Origin of the sequence: Barrientosiimonas endolithica (assembly GCF_030296655.1) — a bacterium.
GTDB lineage: Bacteria > Actinomycetota > Actinomycetes > Actinomycetales > Dermatophilaceae > Barrientosiimonas > Barrientosiimonas humi.
Genome location: NZ_AP027735.1, coordinates 2718596 through 2740896, shown reverse-complemented (window position 1 = coordinate 2740896; position 22301 = coordinate 2718596). Strand labels below are relative to the sequence as shown.

At 68.6% G+C, this 22301-nt stretch carries 19 protein-coding genes, 1 tRNA gene, 2 rRNA genes and 1 pseudogene; 16 read left to right on the top strand and 7 right to left on the bottom strand.

What is annotated here, in order from left to right:
• Positions 1–36: 36 nt before the first annotated feature.
• From QUE40_RS13910 to QUE40_RS13880, 7 genes are all read left to right on the top strand, one after another.
• Positions 37–591 (top strand): hypothetical protein, encoded by a 555-nt coding sequence (locus QUE40_RS13910; protein WP_289231344.1) that lies wholly within the window; start codon positions 37–39, stop codon positions 589–591.
• Positions 588–1520 carry a nucleoside triphosphate pyrophosphohydrolase gene (locus tag QUE40_RS13905; protein WP_289231343.1) on the top strand — a complete coding sequence of 311 codons (933 nt, stop codon included), beginning with the start codon at positions 588–590 and terminating at the stop codon, positions 1518–1520. The genes QUE40_RS13910 and QUE40_RS13905 overlap by 4 nt, the downstream gene beginning before the upstream one ends.
• Before the next feature lie 118 nt (positions 1521–1638).
• Positions 1639–2919 carry a phosphopyruvate hydratase gene (eno, locus tag QUE40_RS13900; RefSeq protein ID WP_289231342.1) on the top strand — a complete coding sequence of 427 codons (1281 nt, stop codon included), beginning with the start codon at positions 1639–1641 and terminating at the stop codon, positions 2917–2919.
• 242 nt (positions 2920–3161) lie between these two features.
• Complete coding sequence (locus tag QUE40_RS13895) at positions 3162–3548, top strand: FtsB family cell division protein (RefSeq protein WP_289231341.1); 387 nt, start codon at positions 3162–3164, stop codon at positions 3546–3548.
• A complete protein-coding gene (locus tag QUE40_RS13890) occupies positions 3545–4102 on the top strand; it encodes a DUF501 domain-containing protein (RefSeq protein WP_289231340.1) in 558 nt (185 codons plus the stop codon). The genes QUE40_RS13895 and QUE40_RS13890 overlap by 4 nt, the downstream gene beginning before the upstream one ends.
• A gap of 172 nt (positions 4103–4274) precedes the next feature.
• Positions 4275–4766, top strand: a complete 492-nt coding sequence (locus QUE40_RS13885) for an alpha/beta fold hydrolase (RefSeq protein WP_289231339.1) — start codon at positions 4275–4277, stop codon at positions 4764–4766.
• Positions 4730–5857, top strand: a complete 1128-nt coding sequence (locus QUE40_RS13880; RefSeq protein WP_289231338.1) for an alpha/beta fold hydrolase — start codon at positions 4730–4732, stop codon at positions 5855–5857. The genes QUE40_RS13885 and QUE40_RS13880 overlap by 37 nt, the downstream gene beginning before the upstream one ends.
• A gap of 9 nt (positions 5858–5866) precedes the next feature.
• On the opposite strand, the gene QUE40_RS13875 is transcribed toward QUE40_RS13880, so the two are convergent.
• Positions 5867–6277, bottom strand: a complete 411-nt coding sequence (locus QUE40_RS13875) for a PIN domain-containing protein (RefSeq protein WP_289231337.1) — start codon at positions 6275–6277, stop codon at positions 5867–5869.
• Positions 6278–6361: 84 nt separating this feature from the next.
• Positions 6362–6688, bottom strand: a complete 327-nt coding sequence (locus QUE40_RS13870) for a putative quinol monooxygenase (protein WP_142006389.1) — start codon at positions 6686–6688, stop codon at positions 6362–6364.
• A 133-nt stretch (positions 6689–6821) separates the two neighbouring features.
• Here QUE40_RS13870 and QUE40_RS13865 point away from each other — a divergent pair.
• From QUE40_RS13865 to QUE40_RS13855, 3 genes and pseudogenes are all read left to right on the top strand, one after another.
• Positions 6822–7777: pseudogene (locus QUE40_RS13865) on the top strand (Ppx/GppA phosphatase family protein).
• Between the two features lie 51 nt (positions 7778–7828).
• Positions 7829–7903, top strand: a tRNA-Leu gene (locus tag QUE40_RS13860).
• 173 nt (positions 7904–8076) lie between these two features.
• A complete protein-coding gene (locus QUE40_RS13855; RefSeq protein ID WP_211344589.1) occupies positions 8077–8481 on the top strand; it encodes a hypothetical protein in 405 nt (134 codons plus the stop codon).
• A 22-nt stretch (positions 8482–8503) separates the two neighbouring features.
• On the opposite strand, the gene QUE40_RS13850 is transcribed toward QUE40_RS13855, so the two are convergent.
• From QUE40_RS13850 to QUE40_RS13840, 3 genes are all read right to left on the bottom strand, one after another.
• Positions 8504–9181, bottom strand: a complete 678-nt coding sequence (locus tag QUE40_RS13850) for a hypothetical protein (RefSeq protein ID WP_289231336.1) — start codon at positions 9179–9181, stop codon at positions 8504–8506.
• A 22-nt stretch (positions 9182–9203) separates the two neighbouring features.
• On the bottom strand, positions 9204–9893 hold the full coding sequence (locus QUE40_RS13845; RefSeq protein WP_289231335.1) for a hypothetical protein: 690 nt from the start codon (positions 9891–9893) through the stop codon (positions 9204–9206).
• A 69-nt stretch (positions 9894–9962) separates the two neighbouring features.
• Complete coding sequence (locus QUE40_RS13840; RefSeq protein WP_289231334.1) at positions 9963–10664, bottom strand: alpha/beta fold hydrolase; 702 nt, start codon at positions 10662–10664, stop codon at positions 9963–9965.
• Between the two features lie 147 nt (positions 10665–10811).
• Between QUE40_RS13840 and QUE40_RS13835 the strand changes: the two genes are divergently transcribed.
• From QUE40_RS13835 to QUE40_RS13825, 3 genes are all read left to right on the top strand, one after another.
• Positions 10812–11333 (top strand): hypothetical protein, encoded by a 522-nt coding sequence (locus tag QUE40_RS13835; protein ID WP_142006326.1) that lies wholly within the window; start codon positions 10812–10814, stop codon positions 11331–11333.
• A gap of 154 nt (positions 11334–11487) precedes the next feature.
• Entirely contained in the window at positions 11488–12480 is a 993-nt protein-coding gene (locus tag QUE40_RS13830; RefSeq protein ID WP_289231333.1) for a Bax inhibitor-1/YccA family protein, read from the top strand.
• Positions 12481–12483: 3 nt separating this feature from the next.
• Positions 12484–12795, top strand: coding sequence for a hypothetical protein (locus tag QUE40_RS13825; RefSeq protein WP_289231332.1), 312 nt, complete (start codon positions 12484–12486; stop codon positions 12793–12795).
• A gap of 75 nt (positions 12796–12870) precedes the next feature.
• On the opposite strand, the gene QUE40_RS13820 is transcribed toward QUE40_RS13825, so the two are convergent.
• Both QUE40_RS13820 and QUE40_RS13815 read right to left on the bottom strand, forming a co-directional pair.
• Positions 12871–14094: an acetyl-CoA C-acetyltransferase gene (locus QUE40_RS13820; protein ID WP_289231331.1), complete on the bottom strand. Its 1224-nt coding sequence runs from the start codon at positions 14092–14094 to the stop codon at positions 12871–12873.
• Between the two features lie 70 nt (positions 14095–14164).
• Positions 14165–15253: an SGNH/GDSL hydrolase family protein gene (locus tag QUE40_RS13815; RefSeq protein WP_289231330.1), complete on the bottom strand. Its 1089-nt coding sequence runs from the start codon at positions 15251–15253 to the stop codon at positions 14165–14167.
• 129 nt (positions 15254–15382) lie between these two features.
• Here QUE40_RS13815 and QUE40_RS13810 point away from each other — a divergent pair, with 129 nt between their 5' ends.
• From QUE40_RS13810 to QUE40_RS13800, 3 genes are all read left to right on the top strand, one after another.
• Positions 15383–16759, top strand: coding sequence for a cystathionine beta-synthase (locus tag QUE40_RS13810; protein ID WP_289233091.1), 1377 nt, complete (start codon positions 15383–15385; stop codon positions 16757–16759).
• Positions 16760–17180: 421 nt separating this feature from the next.
• Positions 17181–18713, top strand: a 16S ribosomal RNA gene (locus QUE40_RS13805).
• Positions 18714–19099: 386 nt separating this feature from the next.
• Positions 19100–22228 (top strand): 23S ribosomal RNA (locus QUE40_RS13800).
• Together the 16S and 23S rRNA genes form the textbook arrangement of a ribosomal RNA operon.
• Positions 22229–22301: the final 73 nt, after the last annotated feature.

The window sequence follows — 22301 nt, the reverse complement described above, 5'->3', positions numbered from 1 at the left end:
GATGGCCGCCGACGCCAGCACGAGAGGATCCCCCAGATGGCCACTTCCCGCACGGGCCGGCGCGCCCTCGGCGCGCTCGCGGCGGTCGCCACCGCCACCGCACTCACCGGGTGCGGCACCAGCGGAGTCTTCACCGACGGCGGCGTCGCGGCGAAGTACGGCGACACCACGGTCAGCACCAGCCAGGTGCAGGACGCCGTCGCCGACCTGCGCTCGATCAACCCGCAGAGCGAGATCAGCGGCCAGCAGGCGGCGGTGCTGCTCGCGCTCGGCCCGGCCATCAGCCGCATCGCGGCCCAGCAGGGCGCGACGATCTCGCCGTCGATGGTCGAGCAGACCTTCGCCCAGAACGGCCTGCGCGACCCCAGCCCGTCCACCATCAGCATGACCCGCGCCAACGGCGAGCTCGGTCAGCTGCTGCAGGGCCGCGCCGCCGGGCAGGAAGCCATCAACCGGCTGATCAACACCGCCGACGTGCAGCTCAACCCGCGCTACGGCAGCTATGCCAAGGGCGGCGCCATCGGCCCGGCCGCGACCCCGTGGATCCGGCCCGACGCAGCCGCCTCGGCCCAGCCGGCGCCGCCGCAGTGACCGAGCCGGCCGGGTCGCTGACCCTGCTGGTCACCAGCCCGCGCGTCGCCGCGGGCCTGCTCACGCGCGACGCGTGGGACGTGCTCTCCCGCGCCGACCGGGTGCTCGCGATCGACCTCGACGACCCGACCCCGGCCGCGCTCGTCAGCAGCGGCATCGAGGTCGAGGCATTGGTCGCCGAACCTGATTCTCTCGCAAGAGATCTCGCGCAGTCGGCCCTCTCGTCGCGCACGGTGTGGGTGGGGTCGCCCGACGCCGACCCGGGCCTCACCGACGCCCTCGCCGCCGAGCTCACCCGGCTGCCCGACCCGCCCGAGGTCGAGGTGCTCGTCGCGTCCTGGGACGTCCCCGGAGCCCGGCTGCTCGACGCCGTGGCCGTGATGGACCAGCTGCGCTCGCCCGGCGGCTGCCCGTGGGACGCCGAGCAGACCCACGAGTCGCTCACGAAGTATCTCCTCGAGGAGGCGCACGAGACCGTCGAGGCGATCGAGGTCGGCGACCGCGAGCACCTGGCCGAGGAGCTCGGCGACGTGCTGCTGCAGGTGCTGTTCCACGCCCGCATCGCGGCCGAGCACCCCGAGGCGCCGTTCGACGTCGACGACGTGGCGGCGGGTCTGGTCGGGAAGCTCGTGCGCCGCCACCCGCACGTCTTCGCCGACGGCGACGCCTCCTCGCCCGAGGACGTCGAGCGCGCCTGGGAGCAGATCAAGGCCGACGAGAAGCCCACCCGCGACGCCGCCGACCTGCTCGCCGGCATCCCCGCCTCGCTGCCGCTGCCGCTGGTGGTCGACAAGGTGCGCGCCCGCGTGCGGCGCCGGGGCGCCGACCCCGCCCTGGACGTACGCCTGGAGCAGCTCGCCGAGGACAGCCGGGTCGGCACCGCCCGCGGCTGGGAGCAGCTGCGCGCCCTGCTGGACGAGCGCGCCTGAGCCGGCGCGGGCGTACACCCGCCTCGGCCGTCCCGCTCTGCGGGTCGGTCCCGGAGTGCCGCGCGGGCCGCTTGTAGCCTGGGCGCGACCGATCACGCCACACCTCAAGGAGCCATCTGTGGCCACCATCGAAGCAATCGGCGCCCGCGAGATCCTCGACTCCCGCGGCAACCCCACCGTCGAGGTGGAGGTGGCGCTCGACGACGGCACCATCGCCCGCGCAGCCGTCCCGAGCGGTGCGTCGACCGGTCAGTTCGAGGCCGTCGAGCGCCGCGACGGCGACAAGAAGCGCTACCTCGGCAAGGGCGTCGAGGACGCCGTCGACGCCGTCATGGAGCAGATCGCGCCCGCGCTGCTGGGCTTCGAGGCCAGCGAGCAGCGGCTGATCGACGCCGAGATGATCGGGCTCGACGGCACCGACAACAAGGGCTCGATCGGCGCCAACGCCATCCTCGGCGTCTCGCTCGCGGTGGCCAAGGCCGCCGCCGACTCGGCCGAGCTGCCGCTGTTCCGCTACGTCGGCGGCCCCAACGCCCACGTGCTGCCCGTGCCGATGATGAACATCCTCAACGGTGGCGCCCACGCCGACTCCAACGTCGACATCCAGGAGTTCATGATCGCGCCGATCGGTGCGGAGAGCTTCCGCGAGGCGCTGCGCTGGGGCGCCGAGGTCTACCACGCGCTCAAGGACGTGCTGAAGAAGAAGGGCCTGTCCACCGGTCTCGGCGACGAGGGCGGCTTCGCCCCCGACCTGGAGTCCAACCGCGCCGCGCTCGACCTCATCGTCGAGGCGATCAAGAAGGCCGGCTACAAGCCCGGCACCGACATCGCGCTCGCGCTCGACGTCGCGGCCAGCGAGTTCGCCGACAAGGGCAAGTACACCTTCGAGGGCAAGAAGCGCTCGGCCAAGGACATGGTCGACTACTACGCCGAGCTCGTCGACGCCTACCCGCTGGTCTCCATCGAGGACCCGCTGGACGAGGAGGACTGGGCCGGCTGGACCCAGATGACCGAGCAGCTCGGTGACAAGGTGCAGCTGGTCGGCGACGACCTGTTCGTCACCAACCCCAAGCGGCTGCAGCGCGGCATCGACGACGGCGCCGCTAACGCGCTGCTGGTCAAGGTCAACCAGATCGGCACCCTGTCCGAGACGCTCGACGCCGTCTCGCTCGCGGCGCGCAACGGCTACGCCTCGATGATGTCGCACCGGTCCGGCGAGACCGAGGACACCACGATCGCCGACCTCGCCGTCGCGACCAACTGCGGCCAGATCAAGACCGGTGCGCCCGCGCGCTCCGACCGCGTCGCGAAGTACAACCAGCTCCTGCGCATCGAGGAGGAGCTCGACGACGCCGCGGTCTACGCCGGCGCGAGCGCCTTCCCGCGGTTCACGGCCTGAGCCGGGAGGGTCCATGAGCACCGAACGCCGCCGTACGTCCGGCTCGCGTCCTGCGGGCCGTCGCCCCAGCACCTCGGCCGGCTCGGCGAGCCGGGCGTCGGGCCGGGCTAGCGGCGCGGGCAGCCCACGCGGACGTACGTCGTCGTCGGGGGCCGCGGGACCTCGCGTCCCGCGGTCCGGCCGGCGTCGGCGGGGGCGGCCGGCAGCTGCCGAAGCGGCGCCGCCCGACGTCGATGCGCCGGATGGTCACGCTGGGGCTGCTCATGGTGTTCCTGGCGGTGCTGCTGATCCCGACGCTGCGCGGCTACCTCCAGCAGCGCTCGCAGATCGACGCGCTCAACGAGCAGGTCACCGGGCAGCAGCAGACCGTGAACAACCTTCAGCGCGAACGCAATCGGTGGAACGACCCCAACTACGTCGCGCAGCAGGCGCGGGAGCGGCTGGGCTTCGCCAAGCCGGGCGAGCGGGCGTACATCGTGATCGACGACAAGGGTCGCAAGCAGCAGGTCGACGAGGTCACCGGCGTGCGCAACGACAAGGCTGGGCAGAACCGCCCGTGGTACGGCCAGCTGTGGGGGTCGGTCGTCTCGGCGGGCGAGGAGCCCACGGTGGGCAGCAAGACCAAGTGAGCGCGCGACCCCAGACCCCCGACCCGGGCCACGCACCCGGCATCGACCCAGCCGACATCGCCGCCGTCCAGCAGCAGCTGGGCCGGCTGCCCCGCGGCATCGTCGAGATCGCCGCGCGCTGCCCGTGCGGCTGCCCGACGGTGGTGCGCACGCTGCCGCGACTGCCTGACGGCACCCCGTTCCCGACGTCGTTCTACGCCACGTGTCCCCGGCTGACCGGCGCGATCAGCACCCTGGAGGCGCAGGGGATGATGCGCGAGATGACCGAGCGGCTGCGGCACGACCCGGAGCTGGCGGCGGCCTACGCCGCCGCGCACGAGGACTACCTGCGCCGGCGCGGCGAGCTCGGCGAGGTTCCTGAGATCGAGGGCGTCAGCGCCGGCGGCATGCCGACCCGGGTGAAGTGCCTGCACGTGCTGGTCGCCCACTCGCTGGCGGTCGGCCCGGGCGTCAACCCGCTCGGCGACGAGGCGCTCGCCGCCCTGCCGCAGTGGTGGTCCAATGGCTGCTGCCAGCCCATGCCGGTCGAGCAGGCCCCCAAGCTGGTCGAGTAGGCCCGCGAGGGACGAGCAGGCCCCCAAGCCGGTCGAGTAGGCCCGCGAGGGACGAGCGGGCCGTATCGAGACCCCCTCAGCGCTCCCGCACAGGTCACGCACAGGCCTCGGTTCCGTCACGGGCAGGTCACGACGTGAGCGCGGGCGGTCGTACGGGAGGAGCGTGCGGATCATGTCGCCGCACCTCATCCGCAGCATCGTGGCCCTGCTCGCGTCGGTCGGAACGGCCGCCGCAGCAGCTCCGGCTCTGGCCGACACCACCGGGGCGAGCGCCCCGGCGCAGATCTCCTGGTCCGCCTGCGAGGGCGAGGTGGCACCCGGTCAGCAGTGCTCGACCATCACCGTGCCGCTCGACCACGCCCGACCCGACGCCGGCACCGTCCGGCTGCAGGCCGCGCGCATCCCGGCGGGTGACCCCGACCAGCGCATCGGGTCGCTGTTCATCAACCCGGGCGGCCCCGGTGCACCTGCGGTCGCCCAGATCCCGGGCATCGCGTCGCTGCTGCCGCAGGAGGTGCGCGACCGGTTCGACCTGGTCACGTTCGACCCGCGCGGCACCGGCTCCTCCACCCGGGTCGACTGCTCCCCGGCCGAGGGGAGCCGGAGCAGTCGCCGCCCGGCTCGCCCGTGCCGAGCACCCGCAGCGAGATCAAGCAGCAGCTGAGCTATGACGCGTGGTTCCGGCGCAGCTGCGCGCAGCACGGCGGGGCGCTGCTGAACCGGGTGTCCACCGCCGACACCGCGCGCGACATGGACCTGATCCGCTCGGGGCTGGGGGAGCGGACGATCTCCTACCTGGGGATGTCGTACGGCTCGTTCCTGGGTCAGACCTACGCCGCGCTGTTCCCGAACCGGCTGCGCGCCACGGTCATGGACGGCGTCGTCGACGCCCGAGCCCTCACCCGCGACGACAAGCACCTCACGGCGCCGATGCGCCAGGGGCAGGACGTCGGGATGAGCGAGACGATCCGCAGCTCGATGGGGGTGTGCGACCAGGCCGGGCCGGAGCGGTGCGCGCTCGCACCGAACGCGCTGAGGACGTACGACCAGACCCGGCGGCTGCTGGACAAGCGGCCGCTGCAGCTGCCCGGGCTGCAGATGACCCGCGGCTACCTCGGCATGGTCGTGGGGTTCAGCTCCTACTCGACGCAGATGTACCCGCAGATGGCCTCGTGGGTGAAGGCGGTCAACCGGCTGCTCACCGAGGACCTGGACCCGGCGACCCGGGGCAGCCTGGAGCAGGAGGTGCTCGGGCTGCTCACCGGTGTTGGACTGTTCCGGCCGGGGGCGAACTACGACGACTGGGCCGCCAGCCTCGGTGTCGACGGGCGCGCGGTCTCCTGCCTCGACCAGCCCGCTCCGCGCATCCCGCAGCTCGTCGCGGCCAAGGCCGCCAAGCGCGACCGCACCTACCCCGGCGGCGGCCCGTGGTCGTGGTCGGGCACGGTGTGCGTCGGCTGGCCGGGCTCGCCCGACTCGGCCTACCGCGGACCGTGGACCGGGATGAAGATGCTCAACCCGCCGCTGATGCTCACGACGACCCACGACCCGGCGCTGCCATCGGCCGGGGCGCAGCGCACCCGCGAGCTGCTGCCGGGCGCTGGCATCGTCAACGTCGACTCCTGGGGCCACGGGGTGCTCGGCACGAGCCAGTGCGCGACGCGCCAGCTGGGCGACTACCTGCTGCGCCCCGGCCCGCGCGGCGACGTGTCGTGCAAGCCGGACGAGCAGATGCTGCTGTACGGCGTCGGCTGAGCCGACCGATCAGTCACCGATGAGCTCGAGAAGCCTTCCAGGAGAAAGGATCTCGGCACCAACCTGACGTACGCGCTCGCGCAGCTCACGATCGGCCGTCGCCACGGTAACCGGACCGTCGGCGGCGGCCGATCGGGCCTGCCCGACGATCTCGTCGTCACCGTTGCGCGGCGCGTGCACGACGGCGACGGCGCCGTCGTCACCGGCCGGCACGCCCGCCTTGGCCGCGCCCTCGAGCACGAGGGTGACCCGGTCGTACGGCAGGCCGGCGTCAGCCAGCCGGTCGAACAGTCGACGGGCGGCGCCGGCCCGGTCGCGCCACCACCCGTCCGGCCGCGAGCCGACGACGTTGGCTCCGTCGACCACCAGGGTTGTGGGCGCGGTGCGAGCGCCGTCGCCAGGTGACTCAGTGGAGCTCATCGGGCCTGCTCCACCGCACGTCGCGGAAGCGGCCGAAGTCAGCGTCGCCGGAGACAACCGTCGGCCGGTGCTCGGTCGCGACGGTCATCGCGGCTGGATCTCGCCCATCGGCCCGAAACCGTCGACCTCCTCGGCGTCGACGTAGATGATCTGCGGCTGCGCGGAGACGATGTCGGGCATCTTCTCCATAAAGGTCTTCACGTGCTCGGTGGCCATGTGCTCCTCGCCGGCCGCGCTGTCGCGGAAGCCCTCGATGCACACGAACGTGTTGGGCTCGGTGACGCTCTGGGAGAACTCGAAGAACTCGTTGCCCGGCTCCTGGGTGACGTTGCGGGCGTAGTCCGCGGACAGCTCGCGCCACTCGTCCAGCTTGTCCTCGCGGATGGGGAACTTCACGGTGATGAGGATCATCGGTGCACTCCTGGTCGGCTGTGGGTCGGCTGTGGTCTGACGCGGACGGTCGCCGGCGGTCCGGCTTGTCTCGCGCCCCTCACCGTACGAGGATCGCGAGCGTCGGGCTCACCCCTGCCCCCGAAGGAGCTCCATGACGCGCGTCGCCGCCATCGACTGCGGCACCAACTCGATCCGCCTGCTCATCGCCGACCACGACGGCGACCGGCTGCAGGAGGTGCTGCGGCGCACCGAGATCGTCCGGCTCGGCCAGGGCGTCGACGTGTCCGGCCGCATCGCCCCCGAGGCGATGGAGCGCACGCTGGCGCGCAGTCGTGAGTACGCCGGGCTCGCCCGCGAGCACGGCGTCACCGCAGCGCGGTTCGTGGCGACGTCGGCCTCCCGCGACGCCTCGAACGCGGGGAGTTCGTGCAGGGCGTGGTGGCCGCCTTCGGCGACCTGGACGTCGCGCCCGAGGTGGTCAGCGGCGACGAGGAGGCCGCGCTGAGCTTCGCCGGTGCGACGATCGGTCTCGCGGCGTCCGGTGCCGAATCTCCTTATCTGGTAGTCGATCTCGGCGGTGGCTCCACCGAGCTGGTGCGCGGGTCCGACACGGTCGAGCAGGCGATCTCGCTCGACATGGGATCGGTCCGCCTGACCGAGCGCTACCTGCGCTCCGACCCGCCCACGCCGGAGGAGATCCGGGTGGCCAGCGCCGAGGTGGACGCGGCGCTCGACCTTGCCGAGCGCACGGTCGACCTCAGCGGGGTGCGCACGCTCGTCGGCCTGGCCGGCTCGATCACCACGGTCACCGCCCACGCCCTCGACCTCGAGCGCTACGACTCCGGGCGCATCCACCACGCGCGCGTCCCCGTCGAGCGGGTGCTGCGCGCCACGACCGAGCTGCTGCAGGCGGGCCACGCCGAGCGCGCGGCCCTGGGGTTCATGCACCCCGGCCGCGTCGACGTGATCGGGGCCGGCGCGCTGATCTGGCAGCGCATCGTCGACCGCGTCGCCCAGCGCTCCGGCATCACCGAGGCGGTCACCAGCGAGAGCGACATCCTCGACGGCATCGCCCTGTCGGTCCCCACCCGCAAGCCGGTCGAGTAGCCGCGAGGCGCGAGCGGCGTATCGAGACCCGCTCCGTCGTACCCTGACGCTGCCCTCGTGGCCCAACTGGCAGAGGCAGGCGACTTAAAATCGCTCACGGTGCGGGTTCGACTCCCGTCGAGGGCACCCGCCGCGCCGCGCCCTCAGATCGTGCGTTGTCGTACGAAATGCGGTGAGCCGGCCCGGGATTCCGGGGCGCGCTCTCTCAGATCGTGCGTTGTCGTACGAAATGCAGGACGTCGCGGAACTCCGCACCGCGCTCACGGGTTGACCGGGCAACTACTGGAGGTGTCCGACCCATGAGCCTGAACCACCAGACCATCGACCGCACCCGCCCCGCCGCCGCACCCGTGCTGCGGGTGGCGCAGCTGCTGGCGGTCCTCACCGCGGCGACAGTGGTCCTGATCTTCGGGACGGCCGGTGCCCTGGTGCAGGACGGGCGCGCCGAGGGGCTGCACGGCACCGGTGCCGTCCTGCTGCACGTCACGTCGGGTCTGCTGACCCTGGCGCTCGGGGTGCTCGCCGCCCAGCGGCGCGTCTCCTGGGCGGGCCCGATCGTCGCGGCCGCGCTGTTCGGGCTGTCGTTCCTGCAGGCGTCCTACGGCAGCCGCGCCACCCTCGACCTGCACGTCCCGGGCGCGTTCGTGATCAGCGCGCTCGCCGTCGGCCTCACCGTCTGGCTGCTCACCCGCCGCCCCGACTGACCCCGTCAGGCCACCCGGAGGCTCACAACCCCTGGAGCAGCCACAGCATCGCCCCGACTCCGGCCGAGATCACGAGTCCGGTGACGAACCCGTCGAGCCCGGAGCGTCGGCGGGGCCGTCGATCGTCGGGCGTGCGGATCAGCTCGGCGACGGCGTACCACGCGATGCCGAGGCCGAGCGACGCCGGCAGCAGCCAGAACCAGAACCAGCGCGTGCCGTAGCGAGGCCGCGGTCCGGCCACGACCGCCCACAGCGAGAGCAGTGACATCAAGACGCCGACGACCATCGGCCGGTGCAGCGCCTCGGCCGGCTGCAGACCGGTGCTCGACACCGGGCGCGCGCGGTACTCCTTCAGCATCGGGTCGGACGGCGAGAGCGTGGCCCACCGCACGCGGCCGGCCTCGGTCCAGACCAGCACGTTGCCCTCGGGTGCCGGCCGCAGCCGGTCGATGAGCTCGCCCGTCGACCACGGCCGCACGCTGGACAGACCGTCGGCTGCGTTGAGCGAGAGCACGTAGCCCTCGCTGGGCATGCTCTCCGGCGGCGGACTGTCCGGTCGCGGTCCCACCCAGGCGCCCCACAGGACGAAGACGGCGACCAGCCCCAGCAGCAGCACGCCGAGGGCCTCCTTGCGCAGCGCCAGGGTGCGCCACCCGAGCCGTCGCCCGGGCCGCTGTGGTGCCTCGATCGTCTGCGTCACACGTGCCCCCGGTCGAACCTGCTCAGAATCCTGCGACGAACCACAGGCCGGCCGTGATCACGATGGTCAGCCCGACCATCGTGAAGAAGCCGTCGAGGCCGCTGCGCCGGCGCGGCCGTCGCTCGTGGGGCGTGCGCACCAACTCGGTCCAGGCGAACCACGCGGCGCCGATGCCGAGCGGCACGAGCAGCTGGAAGATCCAGAACCACCGGGTGCCGACGCGAGGCCGCGGGCCGAACAGGATCGTGAGCGCGGTGACACCGGCGAGGACGAACCCGATCTGCGCCACCCGTCGCATCAGGTCGCGCGGGTCACCCTCGGCGGTGGCCTGGGGCTGTGCGCGCAGCGCGGCCAGCTCCGGGTCCTGCGCCCGCAGCCGCGTCCAGCTCAGGGTGTAGTCGCCCTGGGCGTCGGCCCACACCAGCACGGTGCCGGTCGCCGACGGCTGGAGCTCGCTCGCGCGCCGGTCGACGGCCCATGCCGAGCGGTGCAGCGGCGTCGGCTCTCGGTCGGTGAGCACGTAACCGCCGCGGTACTCCGCCGGTGGCAGGTCGGACTCCTCGCGCGGCCCCACGAACGAACCCGCCACCAGGAACACCGTGAACAGCGCCAGGACCAGATACCCCAGCGTCTCCTTGCGCAGCAGCCAGGCCCGCCCGCGCTGCACCGGCGACTCCGGCTGCCGCTGCGGCGCCTCGATCGTCTGCGTCATGCTCGCTCACCCCCGAACGAACGTCGTTGCTGACACCGTACGACGAACCGCCCTCCGGCGGGCCGTACGTCAGCCGGCGATCTCGGCGATCGTCTCGACCAGCTGGTCGGGCTTGGACCACATCGGCCAGTGGCCGGTCGGCAGGTCGACGAACTTCAGGTCGGGGTAGTCCGGCAGCGCCGCGAGGAAGCCGGCGCCCTCGGCGGCGTACTTGCGGTAGTCCTCGCTCGAGTAGCTCGTCGCGATGAGCGTGGCCGGGACCCCGTGCCGTGCGTCGTTGCCGAGGCTCACCGGCTCCTTGACCGTCCGGCCCGGCTGCGGCACCGCCTTGGCGCGAAACTCCGCCAGCTGCTCGTCGGTGAGGTCGCGCATCGCGCCGCCCTCCTTCTCCTCGTCCCACACCTCGCTCAGCTCGAGCACGTCGCCCTCGAGGTCGGCGTTCATGGCGTAGCCGTCGCGCACGGGCGCGGTGTCGACGTAGATCACCTGGTCGACGAGCTCGGGCTCCCGGTCGAGCACGACCGTCCCGGGCACCGCCGCGCCGCTGTGCACGACGAGCACCCGCCGGTCCTTGCTGCGGTCGAGCGCCGCCACGATCGCCTCGGCCTGCTCCTCGACCGTCACCTGCGACCGGTCGTCGCGGTCGGGCTCGAGGCCGGGCAGGGTGAGCGGCGCCACGTCGTAGCCCCGCTCGCGCAGTCCGTTCGTCACGTCGTTCCAGGCCCACGCACCGAGCCAGAAACCGGGCACCAGCACAATCTGAGTCGTCATGGGCGCGAGCATGCCAGCCGACACGGACGAACCCCGTCCGTCTGCGCCGATCAGTTCCGATCCGGCGCCTGCGCGGCGGACCGACGCCGCCGTAGGGAGCACCCAGGGGTGTGCCCGGGCAGCCAGCACCTTCCTAGCGTGACGGGCATGACTGCACTCAGCACGGCCGTACGCGCCACGCACCTGCTCACCAACGCCGCCTGGTTCGGTGGCTCGCTGATGGGAGCCGTGAGCCTCAACGCCGCCTCGCACGAGGCGGGCAGCCGCCAGGACACCGCGCGGGTCGCGGGCACCGGCTGGGAGCGCTGGGGACCGGTGCAGGGCGGCGCCATCGCGCTGCACCTGCTGAGCGGGCTCGCGATCGTCGCCGACAACCGCCGTCGCACGACGCTGCACGCCCCGACCCGCGGCGCGGTCGTCGCCAAGACCGCGCTCACCGGTGTCGCGCTCGCCGCCACCGGGGCGGCCTGGGACCAGGGCCGCAAGCTCGGCGACCTGCGCGAGGGCAAGGCCGGCGCGGCCGGCCAGGACGAGCAGCAGCTGCACCAGCGGCTGGCCGTGCTGCGCTGGGTCGTGCCCGCCGCCACCGGCGCGCTGCTCGTGCTCGACGCCTACCTGGGGGAGCAGCAGCGCGGCGCCGCCGGGCTGCTCGACCGCGTCCTGCGCTGACCCCGCACCCGCCACCGGACGCCCGCTCAGCCGCCCGACCGGGCGGCCCGGCCCGCCGCGCCCCTGCGACGGGAACCTTTTGCGCGCCCCGGCACTTCTACACTGTGAGAAGTCGCGTGCAGCAGCACGCATCACCATGACGCCTGGAGGAGCCATGGCAAGCAACCCGGTCTTCGGCCGGATCGAGAAGCAGATGGAGCAGGGGCAGTACGCCGGCTTCGGCCAGCAGGGTTATGCCCAGCCCCAGCAGGGTTACGGCCAGCAGCCGTACGCCCAGCCCGGCCAGCAGGGTTACGGCCAGCAGGGTTACGGCCAGCAGCCCTACGGCCAGCCGCAGCAGGGCCAGCCCGGGTTCCCCGGTCAGCAGCAGGGCCCCGGTGGCATGGGCGGCGCCTGGGGCGCCGGCCAGGACGCCATGAGCCCCCAGCAGCTGGAGCAGATGTACAACCAGACTCCGGCCGGGCCGCAGCAGACCGGCCGGATGACGCTCGACGACGTGATGATGAAGTCGCTCGGCCTGTTCGGGGTCGTGCTGGTCTTCGCCGCGGTCGGCTGGTTCGCCGTCCGCGAGATGCCCGAGATGGGCATGGCCATCTGGGGTGTCGGCCTGGTCGCCACCCTCGGCCTCGGCATCGCCATCGCGTTCAAGAAGACGATCTCGGTCCCGCTGATCGTGGCCTACGCCGTCTTCGAGGGCCTGTTCGTCGGCGCGATCAGCATGACGTACAGCGACATCTTCGGTGGTGGCATCGTCGGCCAGGCGGTGCTCGCGACGCTGTGCGTGTTCGCCGCGATGTTCGTCGGCTGGAAGGCCGGCTTCATCAAGGTGACGGCCAAGAGCCGCCGCATCTTCGGCATGGCGATCCTGGGCTACTTCATCTTCGCGCTGATCAACCTCGGCTACGCGATGTACACGAACACCCCGTTCGGCATCGGCGGCTCGGGCGCCCTCGGCATCGCGATCTCGGTCTTCGCGGTCGGCCTCGCGTCCTACTCGCTCGCGATCGACTTCGACACGATCGACCAGGGCGTGCGCATGGGCGTCCCGGAGAAGACCTCCTGGCTGATGGCCCACGGCCTGATCGTCAGCCTGGTCTGGCTCTACCTGGAGATCCTGCGCCTCCTGGCGCGCATCCAGAGCGACTGACCGATGGCTCCAGGCTCACCCGTCCCCGACGCGGTGGCCGCGGAGCTGCGGCGCGTGGCCGAGCGGTGGCAGCAGCTGCCGCTCGGCCACGCGCTTTCGCTTGCCCCGGCCATGCGCGGGCTGGCCCAGGACCTCGCCGACGAGGTCGCCGCGACCGAGCACCGCGCGGTGGTGCCGCTGCCCGACCTCGGTCCGGCGACGGCGTACGACCAGCTCGTCGTCACCAGCTACGACGCCTGCGCGGCGGGGCTGGCCCCCGACCTGCCCGTACGCCTGCGGCAGCTGCGCGCGACCCTCGCCCGGCCGCCGGGCTGAGACCGCGAGAACCGCAAGAATGATCGAGGCGGACCGGCATGCCGGTCCGCCTCGATCAATCTTGAGGTACGCGCGTCAGCTGAGCCGCTCGTAGATGATCGCCATGCCCTGACCGCCGCCGACGCACATCGTCTCCAGGCCGAAGGTCCCGTCGACGGTCTGCAGACCGTTGAGCAGCGTCGCGGTGATCCGCGCGCCGGTCATGCCGAACGGGTGGCCCAGCGCGATCGCGCCGCCGTGCTTGTTGAGCTTGTCGTGGTCGAGCTTCAGGTCGTCGGCCGAGGCCAGCACCTGCACCGCGAACGCCTCGTTGATCTCGTACAGGTCCATGTCGGCGACCGTCATGCCGGCGCGGGCCAGCGCCTGCTTGGACGCCTCGACCGGGCCGAGGCCCATGATCTCGGGCGACAGCGCTGAGACGCCGGTCGAGACCACACGGGCGAGCGGGGTGAGGCCGAGCTCCTTGGCCTTGGTGTCGCTCATGACGATCATCGCGGCGGCGCCGTCGTTGAGCGGGCAGCAGTTGCCGGCGGTGACCGTGCCCTGCTCGCGGAACACCGGCTGCAGCTGGGAGACCTTCTCCAGCGTCACGCCCGCCCGCGGGCCGTCGTCGGTGCTGACCACGGTGCCGTCGGGCAGCGTGACCGGCGAGATCTCGCGCTCGAAGAAGCCCTCGGAGATGGCCTTCTCGGCGCGGTTCTGGGAGCTGACGCCCCACTCGTCCTGCCGCTCGCGGGAGATGCCGCGCGAGGTCGCGACGTTCTCGGCGGTCTGACCCATCGCGATGTAGATGTCGGGCAGCTGGCCCTGCTCCCGCGGGTCGGTCCAGGTCGCGTTGGTGCGCGCGGTCTCGGCGGTGCGCGCCTCGGCCTCGGCGAACTGGGGGTTGTGCCACTCGGCCTTGGACTGGCCGGCGCCGCTGAGGTCGGGGTAGCGCGAGACGCACTCGACACCGGCCGACAGCAGGATGTCGGCCTCGCCGGCCTTGATCGCGTGCGCGGCCATCCGGGTCGTCTGCACCGAGGAGGAGCAGAACCGGTTGACGGTCGCCCCGGGCAGGTGGTCGTAGCCGGCGAGCGTCGCGACCACGCGGGCCATGTTGTTGCCCTGCTCGCCCCACGGCTCGGCGCAGCCGAGGTAGAGGTCCTCGATCAGCGTCGGGTCCAGGTCGGGCACCTTCGCGAGGGCGGCCTGCACCGCCTGCACCGTGAGGTCGTCGGGGCGGATGTCCTTCAGGCTGCCCTTGAACGCACGACCGATCGGCGTGCGGGCGACGGAGACGATGACGGCTTCTGGCATGAGTCCTCCAGGTCGGCGGAGCGGTCGAGAGACCGGCGTGATCCGAGCATAACCCGTGCTAAGCGCTCGCTTAGTGGGGTTGCCCGGTCCTGTTCTGTACGTCCGCGGCCGGCTCCTCCTGCCCGTCCGACGCGGGCGTCGGGTCGGCGGAGTCGTCCGCGGGGCCGGCGCGCCCGTCGCCGTCGGAGGTGTCCGGCAGCGGCTCGCGGTGGCGTCGCAGCAGCACCGCCAGCCGGCCGCGCAGCCCGACCTCGTCGGTGCCGACGACCTCGGTGCCCGGGTCGGCCACGGCGCGCACCGCCGCGACCGCGACCGGGCCGACGCCCTCGCCGCGGCGCTGGTCGGGTGCCCGGCCGGTGTCGACGGTGGTCTGACCCAGCGCGTCGAGCACGCTCGGCAGCAGCGCGGAGGCCGCGCGGGCGTACCCCGCCGGCGAGGGGTGGAACTGGTCCTTGCTGAACATCACGGTCGGGCTCTCCAGGAACTCCGGCCCCAGCAGGTCGCCGAGCGACACGGTGCGCCCGCCCTGCTCGACCACGGCCACGGTCTGCGCGGCGGCCAGGTCGCGCGACCAGCGCTGCGCGATGAGCCGCAGCGGCTGCGGCACCGGCCGGATCACGCCGAGGTCGGGGCAGGTGCCGACGACGACCTCGGTGCCGCGCTCGCGCAGCCGGTTCACCGCCATCGCGAGGTGGCGCACGGCGACGCTGCGGTCGATGCGGTGGGTCACGTCGTTGACGCCGACCATGATGATCGCGACATCGGGGTACTCCACGCGCTCCCACAGCTGGTCGACCTGCCCGTCGAGGTCGGCCGACTGGGCGCCCACGACGGCCAGGTTGGTCAGCTCGACCGGCCGGCCGCTGAACGCCGCGACCGCGCCGGCGACGATCGCGCCGACGGTCTGGCTTGGCTCGTCCACCCCGAGGCCGCGCGCGCTGGAGTCACCGAGCACGACCAGGTCGATCTGGTCGCCGAACCCGTGCCCGTAGCGGCCCGAGTCGTCGGGGGCGGTCTCGAACGGCGTCCCCACCACGCGCCGCGCGATCTTCGCCTCGGCGGCGAGCAGGCCGTACGTCGCCAGCCCCACCGCTCCCGCGCCCCCACCGCCGTACGCCGCCGCCGCCGCGATCCTGCGCGCTCGCCGTGCTCGACCCATGCGACCCCCTCCGGTCCTCGTGCCTTCTGCCTGTTCCAGCGTCTCACCGGGGCAAAACGTGCCGGCCCCGGCATCGCCGGAATGGCCCGCCGGAGCAGGTGTCACGATGAGCACATGGCTGACGACGGCATGACCTACGCCGAGCACATCGCCGACCTCGTGGGAAACACCCCGCTGGTCCGGCTGAGCTCGGTCACCGACGGAATCGACTGCACGGTGCTCGCGAAGGTGGAGTACCTCAACCCCGGCGGCTCCGTGAAGGACCGCATCGCCCTGCGCATGGTCGAGGCCGCGGAGGCCTCCGGCGAGCTGAAGCCCGGCGGGACCATCGTCGAGCCGACCTCCGGCAACACCGGGGTCGGGCTCGCGCTGGTCGCGCAGAAGAAGGGCTACAAGTGCATCTTCGTGTGCCCCGACAAGGTGAGCGAGGACAAGCGCAACGTGCTGCGGGCGTACGGCGCCGAGGTGGTCGTCACCCCGACGTCGGTCCCGCCGGACCACCCGGACAGCTACTACTCCGTCTCCGACCGCATCGCGGCCGAGACCGAGGGCGGCTGGAAGCCCGACCAGTACTCCAACCAGAACGGCCCGGCCAGCCACTACGACACGACGGGCCCGGAGATCTGGCGCGACACGGCGGGCCGGATCACCTCGTTCGTGACCGGCATCGGCACCGGCGGCACCATCACCGGCACCGGCCGGTACCTCCGCGAGGTGTCGGCCGAGCGTGAGGGCGGCCGGGTGCAGATCATCGGCGCCGACCCCGAGGGCTCGGTCTACTCCGGCGGAACCGGCCGGCCCTACCTCGTGGAGGGGGTCGGTGAGGACATGTGGCCCGAGGCCTACGACCCCAAGGTCGTCGACGAGGTCATCGCCGTCAGCGACGCCGACTCCTTCGAGATGACCCGACGGCTGGCCCGCGAGGAGGGGATGCTCGTGGGCGGCTCCTGCGGCATGGCCGTCGTCGCGGCCCTGCGGCACGCGCGCACGCTGCCCGCCGACGCCGTGGTCGTCGTGCTGCTGCCCGACTCAGGGCGCGGCTACATGTCCAAGATCTTCGACGACGGCTGGCTCGCGTCGTACGGCTTCCGCAAGGGCAGCACCGAGCAGACCGTCGGGCAGATCCTCGAGGGCAAGGACGGCTCGATGCCGGACCTGGTGCACACCCACCCGGTGGAGACCGTGCGCGACGCCATCCAGATCATGCGCGAGTACGACGTCTCGGCCATGCCTGTCGTCAAGGCCGAGCCTCCGGTCATGGCCGGAGAGGTCGCGGGGTCGGTCACCGACAAGGCGCTGCTGGAGTCGCTCTACGCAGGGGAGGCCCACCTCGCCGACCCGGTCGAGAAGCACATGGCCCCGCCGCCGCCGATGCTCGGCGCGGGGGAGCCGGTGAGCCAGGCCCGCGAGCTGCTGGAGGACCACGACGCGATCCTCGTGGTGAGCGACGGCAAGCCCAGCGGGGTGCTGACCCGGTCCGACCTGCTCAACTTCCTGGTCGACTGACGTCGGCCGGCCTCGCCCAAGGCCCAATCCTGTTGTGCTGCAACGGGATTGGGCCTTGTGACGCAGGTCTCACGCTCCGGAGGCGTTCTCGATTTGCAGGCCGCGCTCCCGGTGTCCTAATGTTCTCGACGTCAGCCCGACAGGGCAGGCAAGCCGGGTAGCGAAGCCGACAAGGTTCTGCTACGATGGCACTCCGCTCGGAGCCAAGTGCGCGAGAGTTCGGACCTCACAGGGCCGGCTTGACGCCCAAGAGCCGAGTCGGAACCAACGAGATGGGTCACCCCACACGATCGGTGCGAATGCATCTGTCGCTGAGGTGCGTGCTTGTTTCTTGAGAACTCAACAGCGTGTCGAGTGATTGATGCCAAATGTTTGTTTGGTTGATTTTGAACTCTGTTCAATTTCGGCCAGGTTTTGATTTTCTACGGAGAGTTTGATCCTGGCTCAGGACGAACGCTGGCGGCGTGCTTAACACATGCAAGTCGAACGATGATGCCCGAGCTTGCTCGGGTGGATTAGTGGCGAACGGGTGAGTAACACGTGAGTAACCTGCCCTTCACTCTGGGATAAGCCTGGGAAACTGGGTCTAATACTGGATATGACGGCGCACTGCATGGTGTGTTGTGGAAAGATTTTTTCGGTGAAGGATGGGCTCGCGGCCTATCAGCTTGTTGGTGGGGTAGTGGCCTACCAAGGCGGTGACGGGTAGCCGGCCTGAGAGGGCGACCGGCCACACTGGGACTGAGACACGGCCCAGACTCCTACGGGAGGCAGCAGTGGGGAATATTGCACAATGGGCGCAAGCCTGATGCAGCGACGCCGCGTGGGGGATGACGGCCTTCGGGTTGTAAACTCCTTTCGCCATTGACGAAGCCCTTCGGGGTGACGGTAGGTGGAGAAGAAGCACCGGCTGACTACGTGCCAGCAGCCGCGGTAATACGTAGGGTGCGAGCGTTGTCCGGAATTATTGGGCGTAAAGAGCTTGTAGGCGGTTTGTCGCGTCTGCTGTGAAAGCCCGGGGCTTAACTCCGGGTCTGCAGTGGGTACGGGCAGACTAGAGTGTGGTAGGGGAGACTGGAATTCCTGGTGTAGCGGTGAAATGCGCAGATATCAGGAGGAACACCGATGGCGAAGGCAGGTCTCTGGGCCATTACTGACGCTGAGAAGCGAAAGCATGGGGAGCGAACAGGATTAGATACCCTGGTAGTCCATGCCGTAAACGTTGGGCGCTAGGTGTGGGATCCATTCCACGGGTTCCGTGCCGCAGCTAACGCATTAAGCGCCCCGCCTGGGGAGTACGGCCGCAAGGCTAAAACTCAAAGGAATTGACGGGGGCCCGCACAAGCGGCGGAGCATGCGGATTAATTCGATGCAACGCGAAGAACCTTACCAAGGCTTGACATGCACCGGACGACTGCAGAGATGTGGTTTCCCTTTGTGGCTGGTGCACAGGTGGTGCATGGTTGTCGTCAGCTCGTGTCGTGAGATGTTGGGTTAAGTCCCGCAACGAGCGCAACCCTCGTTCCATGTTGCCAGCACGTGATGGTGGGGACTCATGGGAGACTGCCGGGGTCAACTCGGAGGAAGGTGGGGATGACGTCAAATCATCATGCCCCTTATGTCTTGGGCTTCACGCATGCTACAATGGCCGGTACAGAGGGTTGCGAGACCGTGAGGTGGAGCGAATCCCTTAAAGCTGGTCTCAGTTCGGATTGGGGTCTGCAACTCGACCCTATGAAGTTGGAGTCGCTAGTAATCGCAGATCAGCAACGCTGCGGTGAATACGTTCCCGGGCCTTGTACACACCGCCCGTCAAGTCACGAAAGTTGGTAACACCCGAAGCCCATGGCCTAACCAGGTTTTCCTGGGGGAGTGGTCGAAGGTGGGACTGGCGATTGGGACTAAGTCGTAACAAGGTAGCCGTACCGGAAGGTGCGGCTGGATCACCTCCTTTCTAAGGAGCTGTTAAGCCTCTTCAGTGCCGTGTGTGTGCTGGGGGTGTGCTCATGGGTGGAACATCGATCATGGTGCCTCGTGGCGCTTCGGTCTGGTCAGGGCCGGCTAGTACGACCACGCTTCCTGCTTAGCCTTCTTGGTTGGGTGGGGGTGGTGGTGTGGAGGGCTGGTGACCGGGTTGTGGAGTGCGTGGGGGTGTCGACACGTTGTTGGGTCCTGAGGGAACAGGACCCGCCCTGAGGGAGTCCGTCAGTTCGTGGCGGGGTTCCTTGTGGGGTGGGGGTTTTCTCGTGGACGGGACCAGCTGGCTGGCGCACTGGGTGTGTTGGTGGTTGGTGTTCGTGTGTTGTTTGAGAATTGTATAGTGGACGCGAGCATCTTTGTGGCCAAGTTTTTAAGGGCGCATGGTGGATGCCTTGGCACCAGGAACCGATGAAGGACGTAGGAATCTGCGATAAGCCTCGGGGAGTCGATAACCGGACTGTGATCCGAGGGTGTCCGAATGGGGAAACCCAGCACCTGTTATGAGGTGTTACCCGCATCTGAATATATAGGGTGTGTGGAGGGAACGTGGGGAAGTGAAACATCTCAGTACCCACAGGAAGAGAAAACAATATGTGATTCCGTGAGTAGTGGCGAGCGAAAGCGGATGAGGCTAAACCTGTTTCGTGTGATACCTGTCAGGGGTTGCGGAGCGGGGGTTGTTTGGGGTGCGTCGTGCTGGCTCTGACAGGTCGGCGCGGAGTGATAAATCGCGTGCATAGGCGAAGCGTCTTGAATGGCGTGGCGTAGAGGGTGGTACCCCCGTAGCTGAAATGTGCGTGACTTCGTTGGCGTGTTACCCCGAGTAGCACGGGGCTCGAGGAATCCCGTGTGAATCTGGCAGGACCACCTGTCAAGCCTAAATATTCCCTGGTGACCGATAGCGGACTAGTACCGTGAGGGAAAGGTGAAAAGTACCCCGGGAGGGGAGTGAAATAGTACCTGAAACCATGTGCTTACAATCCGTCAGGGCCTGCACTTTGTGTGGGTGATGGCGTGCCTTTTGAAGAATGAGCCTGCGAGTTAGTGCTCAGTGGCGAGGTTAACCCGTGTGGGGTAGCCGTAGCGAAAGCGAGTCCGAATAGGGCGGTTGAGTCGCTGGGTCTAGACCCGAAGCGGAGTGATCTACCCATGGCCAGGTTGAAGCGCCGGTAAGACGGCGTGGAGGACCGAACCCACTTAGGTTGAAAACTGAGGGGATGAGCTGTGGGTAGGGGTGAAAGGCCAATCAAACTCCGTGATAGCTGGTTCTCCCCGAAATGCATTTAGGTGCAGCGTTGCGTGTTTCTTGCCGGAGGTAGAGCTACTGGATGGCTGATGGGCCTCACCAGGTTACTGACGTCAGCCAAACTCCGAATGCCGGTAAGTGAAGCGTGGCAGTGAGACTGCGGGGGATAAGCTTCGTAGTCGAGAGGGAAACAGCCCAGATCACCAGCTAAGGTCCCTAAGCGTGTGCTAAGTGGGAAAGGATGTGGAGTTGCTGTGACAACCAGGAGGTTGGCTTAGAAGCAGCCACCCTTTAAAGAGTGCGTAATAGCTCACTGGTCAAGTGATTCCGCGCCGACAATGTAGCGGGGCTCAAGCACATCACCGAAGCTGTGGCAGTCACACATTACTCTAGCAATCTTTTGGTTGTTCAGGGGTGTGGTTGGGTAGGGGAGCGTCGTGTGGCGGGTGAAGCATCGGAGTGATCCAGGTGTGGACGCTACACGAGTGAGAATGCAGGCATGAGTAGCGAATCACGGGTGAGAAACCCGTGCGCCGAATAACCAAGGGTTCCAGGGTCAAGCTAATCTGCCCTGGGTAAGTCGGGACCTAAGGCGAGGCCGACAGGCGTAGTCGATGGACATCCGGTTGATATTCCGGAACCGGCGAAGGACCGCCCATATCGAATCAGGTGATGCTAACCACCCTAACCCGCGCTTACTGCCCTTTCGGGGGTAGGGGTGTCGGGGGCGCGTGGGACCCGATCTTGTAGTAGGTAAGCGATGGAGTGACGCAGGAAGGTAGCCTCCGCGGGGCGATGGTTGTCCCCGTCTAAGAGTGTAGGCCGGCACTACTGGTAAATCCGGGTGCCTTGAAGGCTGAGACTTGATAGTGACCACGTTAGTGGGAAGTAGGGTGATCCTATGCTGCCGAGAAAAACTTCTAGCGAGGTTCGAGCCGCCCGTACCCCAAACCGACTCAGGTGGTTGGGTAGAGAATACCAAGGCGATCGAGTGAATCGTGGTTAAGGAATTCGGCAAAATGCCCCCGTAACTTCGGGAGAAGGGGGCCTGAGCCTTGAAACCCTTTCGGGTTAGGGGCGAGGGCCGCAGAGACCAGGGAGAAGCGACTGTTTACTAAAAACACAGGTCCGTGCGAAGAAGCAATTCGATGTATACGGACTGACGCCTGCCCGGTGCTGGAACGTTAAGGGGACCGGTTAACATCTTTCGGGGTGTGAAGCTGAGATCTTAAGCGCCAGTAAACGGCGGTGGTAACTATAACCATCCTAAGGTAGCGAAATTCCTTGTCGGGTAAGTTCCGACCTGCACGAATGGCGTAACGACTTCTCCACTGTCTCAACCACGAACTCGGCGAAATTGCACTACGAGTAAAGATGCTCGTTACGCGCAGCAGGACGGAAAGACCCCGGGACCTTTACTATAGCTTGGTATTGGTGTTCGGTACGGCTTGTGTAGGATAGGTGGGAGATGTTGATCCCCTCGCGCCAGCGGGGTGGGGAGTCGTTGTTGAAATACCACTCTGGTCGTTCTGGGCTCCTAACTTCGGACCATGATCTGGTTCAGGGACAGTGCCTGGTGGGTAGTTTAACTGGGGCGGTTGCCTCCTAAAAGGTAACGGAGGCGCCCAAAGGTTCCCTCAGCCTGGTTGGCAATCAGGTGTCGAGTGTAAGTGCACAAGGGAGCTTGACTGCGAGACAGACATGTCGAGCAGGGACGAAAGTCGGGACTAGTGACCCGACGGTGGCTTGTGGAAGCGCCGTCGCTCAACGGATAAAAGGTACCCCGGGGATAACAGGCTGATCTTGCCCAAGAGCTCATATCGACGGCATGGTTTGGCACCTCGATGTCGGCTCGTCGCATCCTGGGGCTGGAGTTGGTCCCAAGGGTTGGGCTGTTCGCCCATTAAAGCGGTACGCGAGCTGGGTTTAGAACGTCGTGAGACAGTTCGGTCCCTATCCGCTGTGCGCGTAGGAAGCTTGAGAAGACCTGTCCCTAGTACGAGAGGACCGGGATGGACGAACCTCTGGTGTGTCAGTTGTTCTGCCAAGAGCACCGCTGATTAGCTACGTTCGGAAGTGATAACCGCTGAAAGCATCTAAGCGGGAAGCACGCTTCAAGATGAGGTTTCCAACACCCTTTGGGTGGTGAGGCTCCCAGCTAGACGACTGGGTTGATAGGCCGGACGTGGAAGCACAGTAATGTGTGGAGCTGACCGGTACTAATAAGCCGATAACTTGTTACCACAAAGATACTCGCGTCCACTATGCAACTCTGAAACAGCACCGGCCCGTTGGTTGGTTGATAGTTTCACAGTG

What these genes read in the sequence shown, in the direction of transcription:
- QUE40_RS13810 (WP_289233091.1), top strand. Translation starts at nt 15,383, where the DNA reads ATGACCTACGCCGAGCACATCGCCGACCTCGTGGGAAACACCCCGCTG.
- QUE40_RS13820 (WP_289231331.1), bottom strand. Translation starts at nt 14,094, where the DNA reads ATGCCAGAAGCCGTCATCGTCTCCGTCGCCCGCACGCCGATCGGTCGT.
- QUE40_RS13910 (WP_289231344.1), top strand. Translation starts at nt 37, where the DNA reads ATGGCCACTTCCCGCACGGGCCGGCGCGCCCTCGGCGCGCTCGCGGCG.
- QUE40_RS13825 (WP_289231332.1), top strand. Translation starts at nt 12,484, where the DNA reads ATGGCTCCAGGCTCACCCGTCCCCGACGCGGTGGCCGCGGAGCTGCGG.
- QUE40_RS13855 (WP_211344589.1), top strand. Translation starts at nt 8,077, where the DNA reads ATGAGCCTGAACCACCAGACCATCGACCGCACCCGCCCCGCCGCCGCA.
- QUE40_RS13895 (WP_289231341.1), top strand. Translation starts at nt 3,162, where the DNA reads ATGGTCACGCTGGGGCTGCTCATGGTGTTCCTGGCGGTGCTGCTGATC.
- QUE40_RS13845 (WP_289231335.1), bottom strand. Translation starts at nt 9,893, where the DNA reads ATGACGCAGACGATCGAGGCGCCGCAGCGGCAGCCGGAGTCGCCGGTG.
- QUE40_RS13885 (WP_289231339.1), top strand. Translation starts at nt 4,275, where the DNA reads ATGTCGCCGCACCTCATCCGCAGCATCGTGGCCCTGCTCGCGTCGGTC.
- QUE40_RS13815 (WP_289231330.1), bottom strand. Translation starts at nt 15,253, where the DNA reads ATGGGTCGAGCACGGCGAGCGCGCAGGATCGCGGCGGCGGCGGCGTAC.
- QUE40_RS13830 (WP_289231333.1), top strand. Translation starts at nt 11,488, where the DNA reads ATGGCAAGCAACCCGGTCTTCGGCCGGATCGAGAAGCAGATGGAGCAG.
- QUE40_RS13875 (WP_289231337.1), bottom strand. Translation starts at nt 6,277, where the DNA reads ATGAGCTCCACTGAGTCACCTGGCGACGGCGCTCGCACCGCGCCCACA.
- QUE40_RS13835 (WP_142006326.1), top strand. Translation starts at nt 10,812, where the DNA reads ATGACTGCACTCAGCACGGCCGTACGCGCCACGCACCTGCTCACCAAC.
- QUE40_RS13840 (WP_289231334.1), bottom strand. Translation starts at nt 10,664, where the DNA reads ATGACGACTCAGATTGTGCTGGTGCCCGGTTTCTGGCTCGGTGCGTGG.
- QUE40_RS13870 (WP_142006389.1), bottom strand. Translation starts at nt 6,688, where the DNA reads ATGATCCTCATCACCGTGAAGTTCCCCATCCGCGAGGACAAGCTGGAC.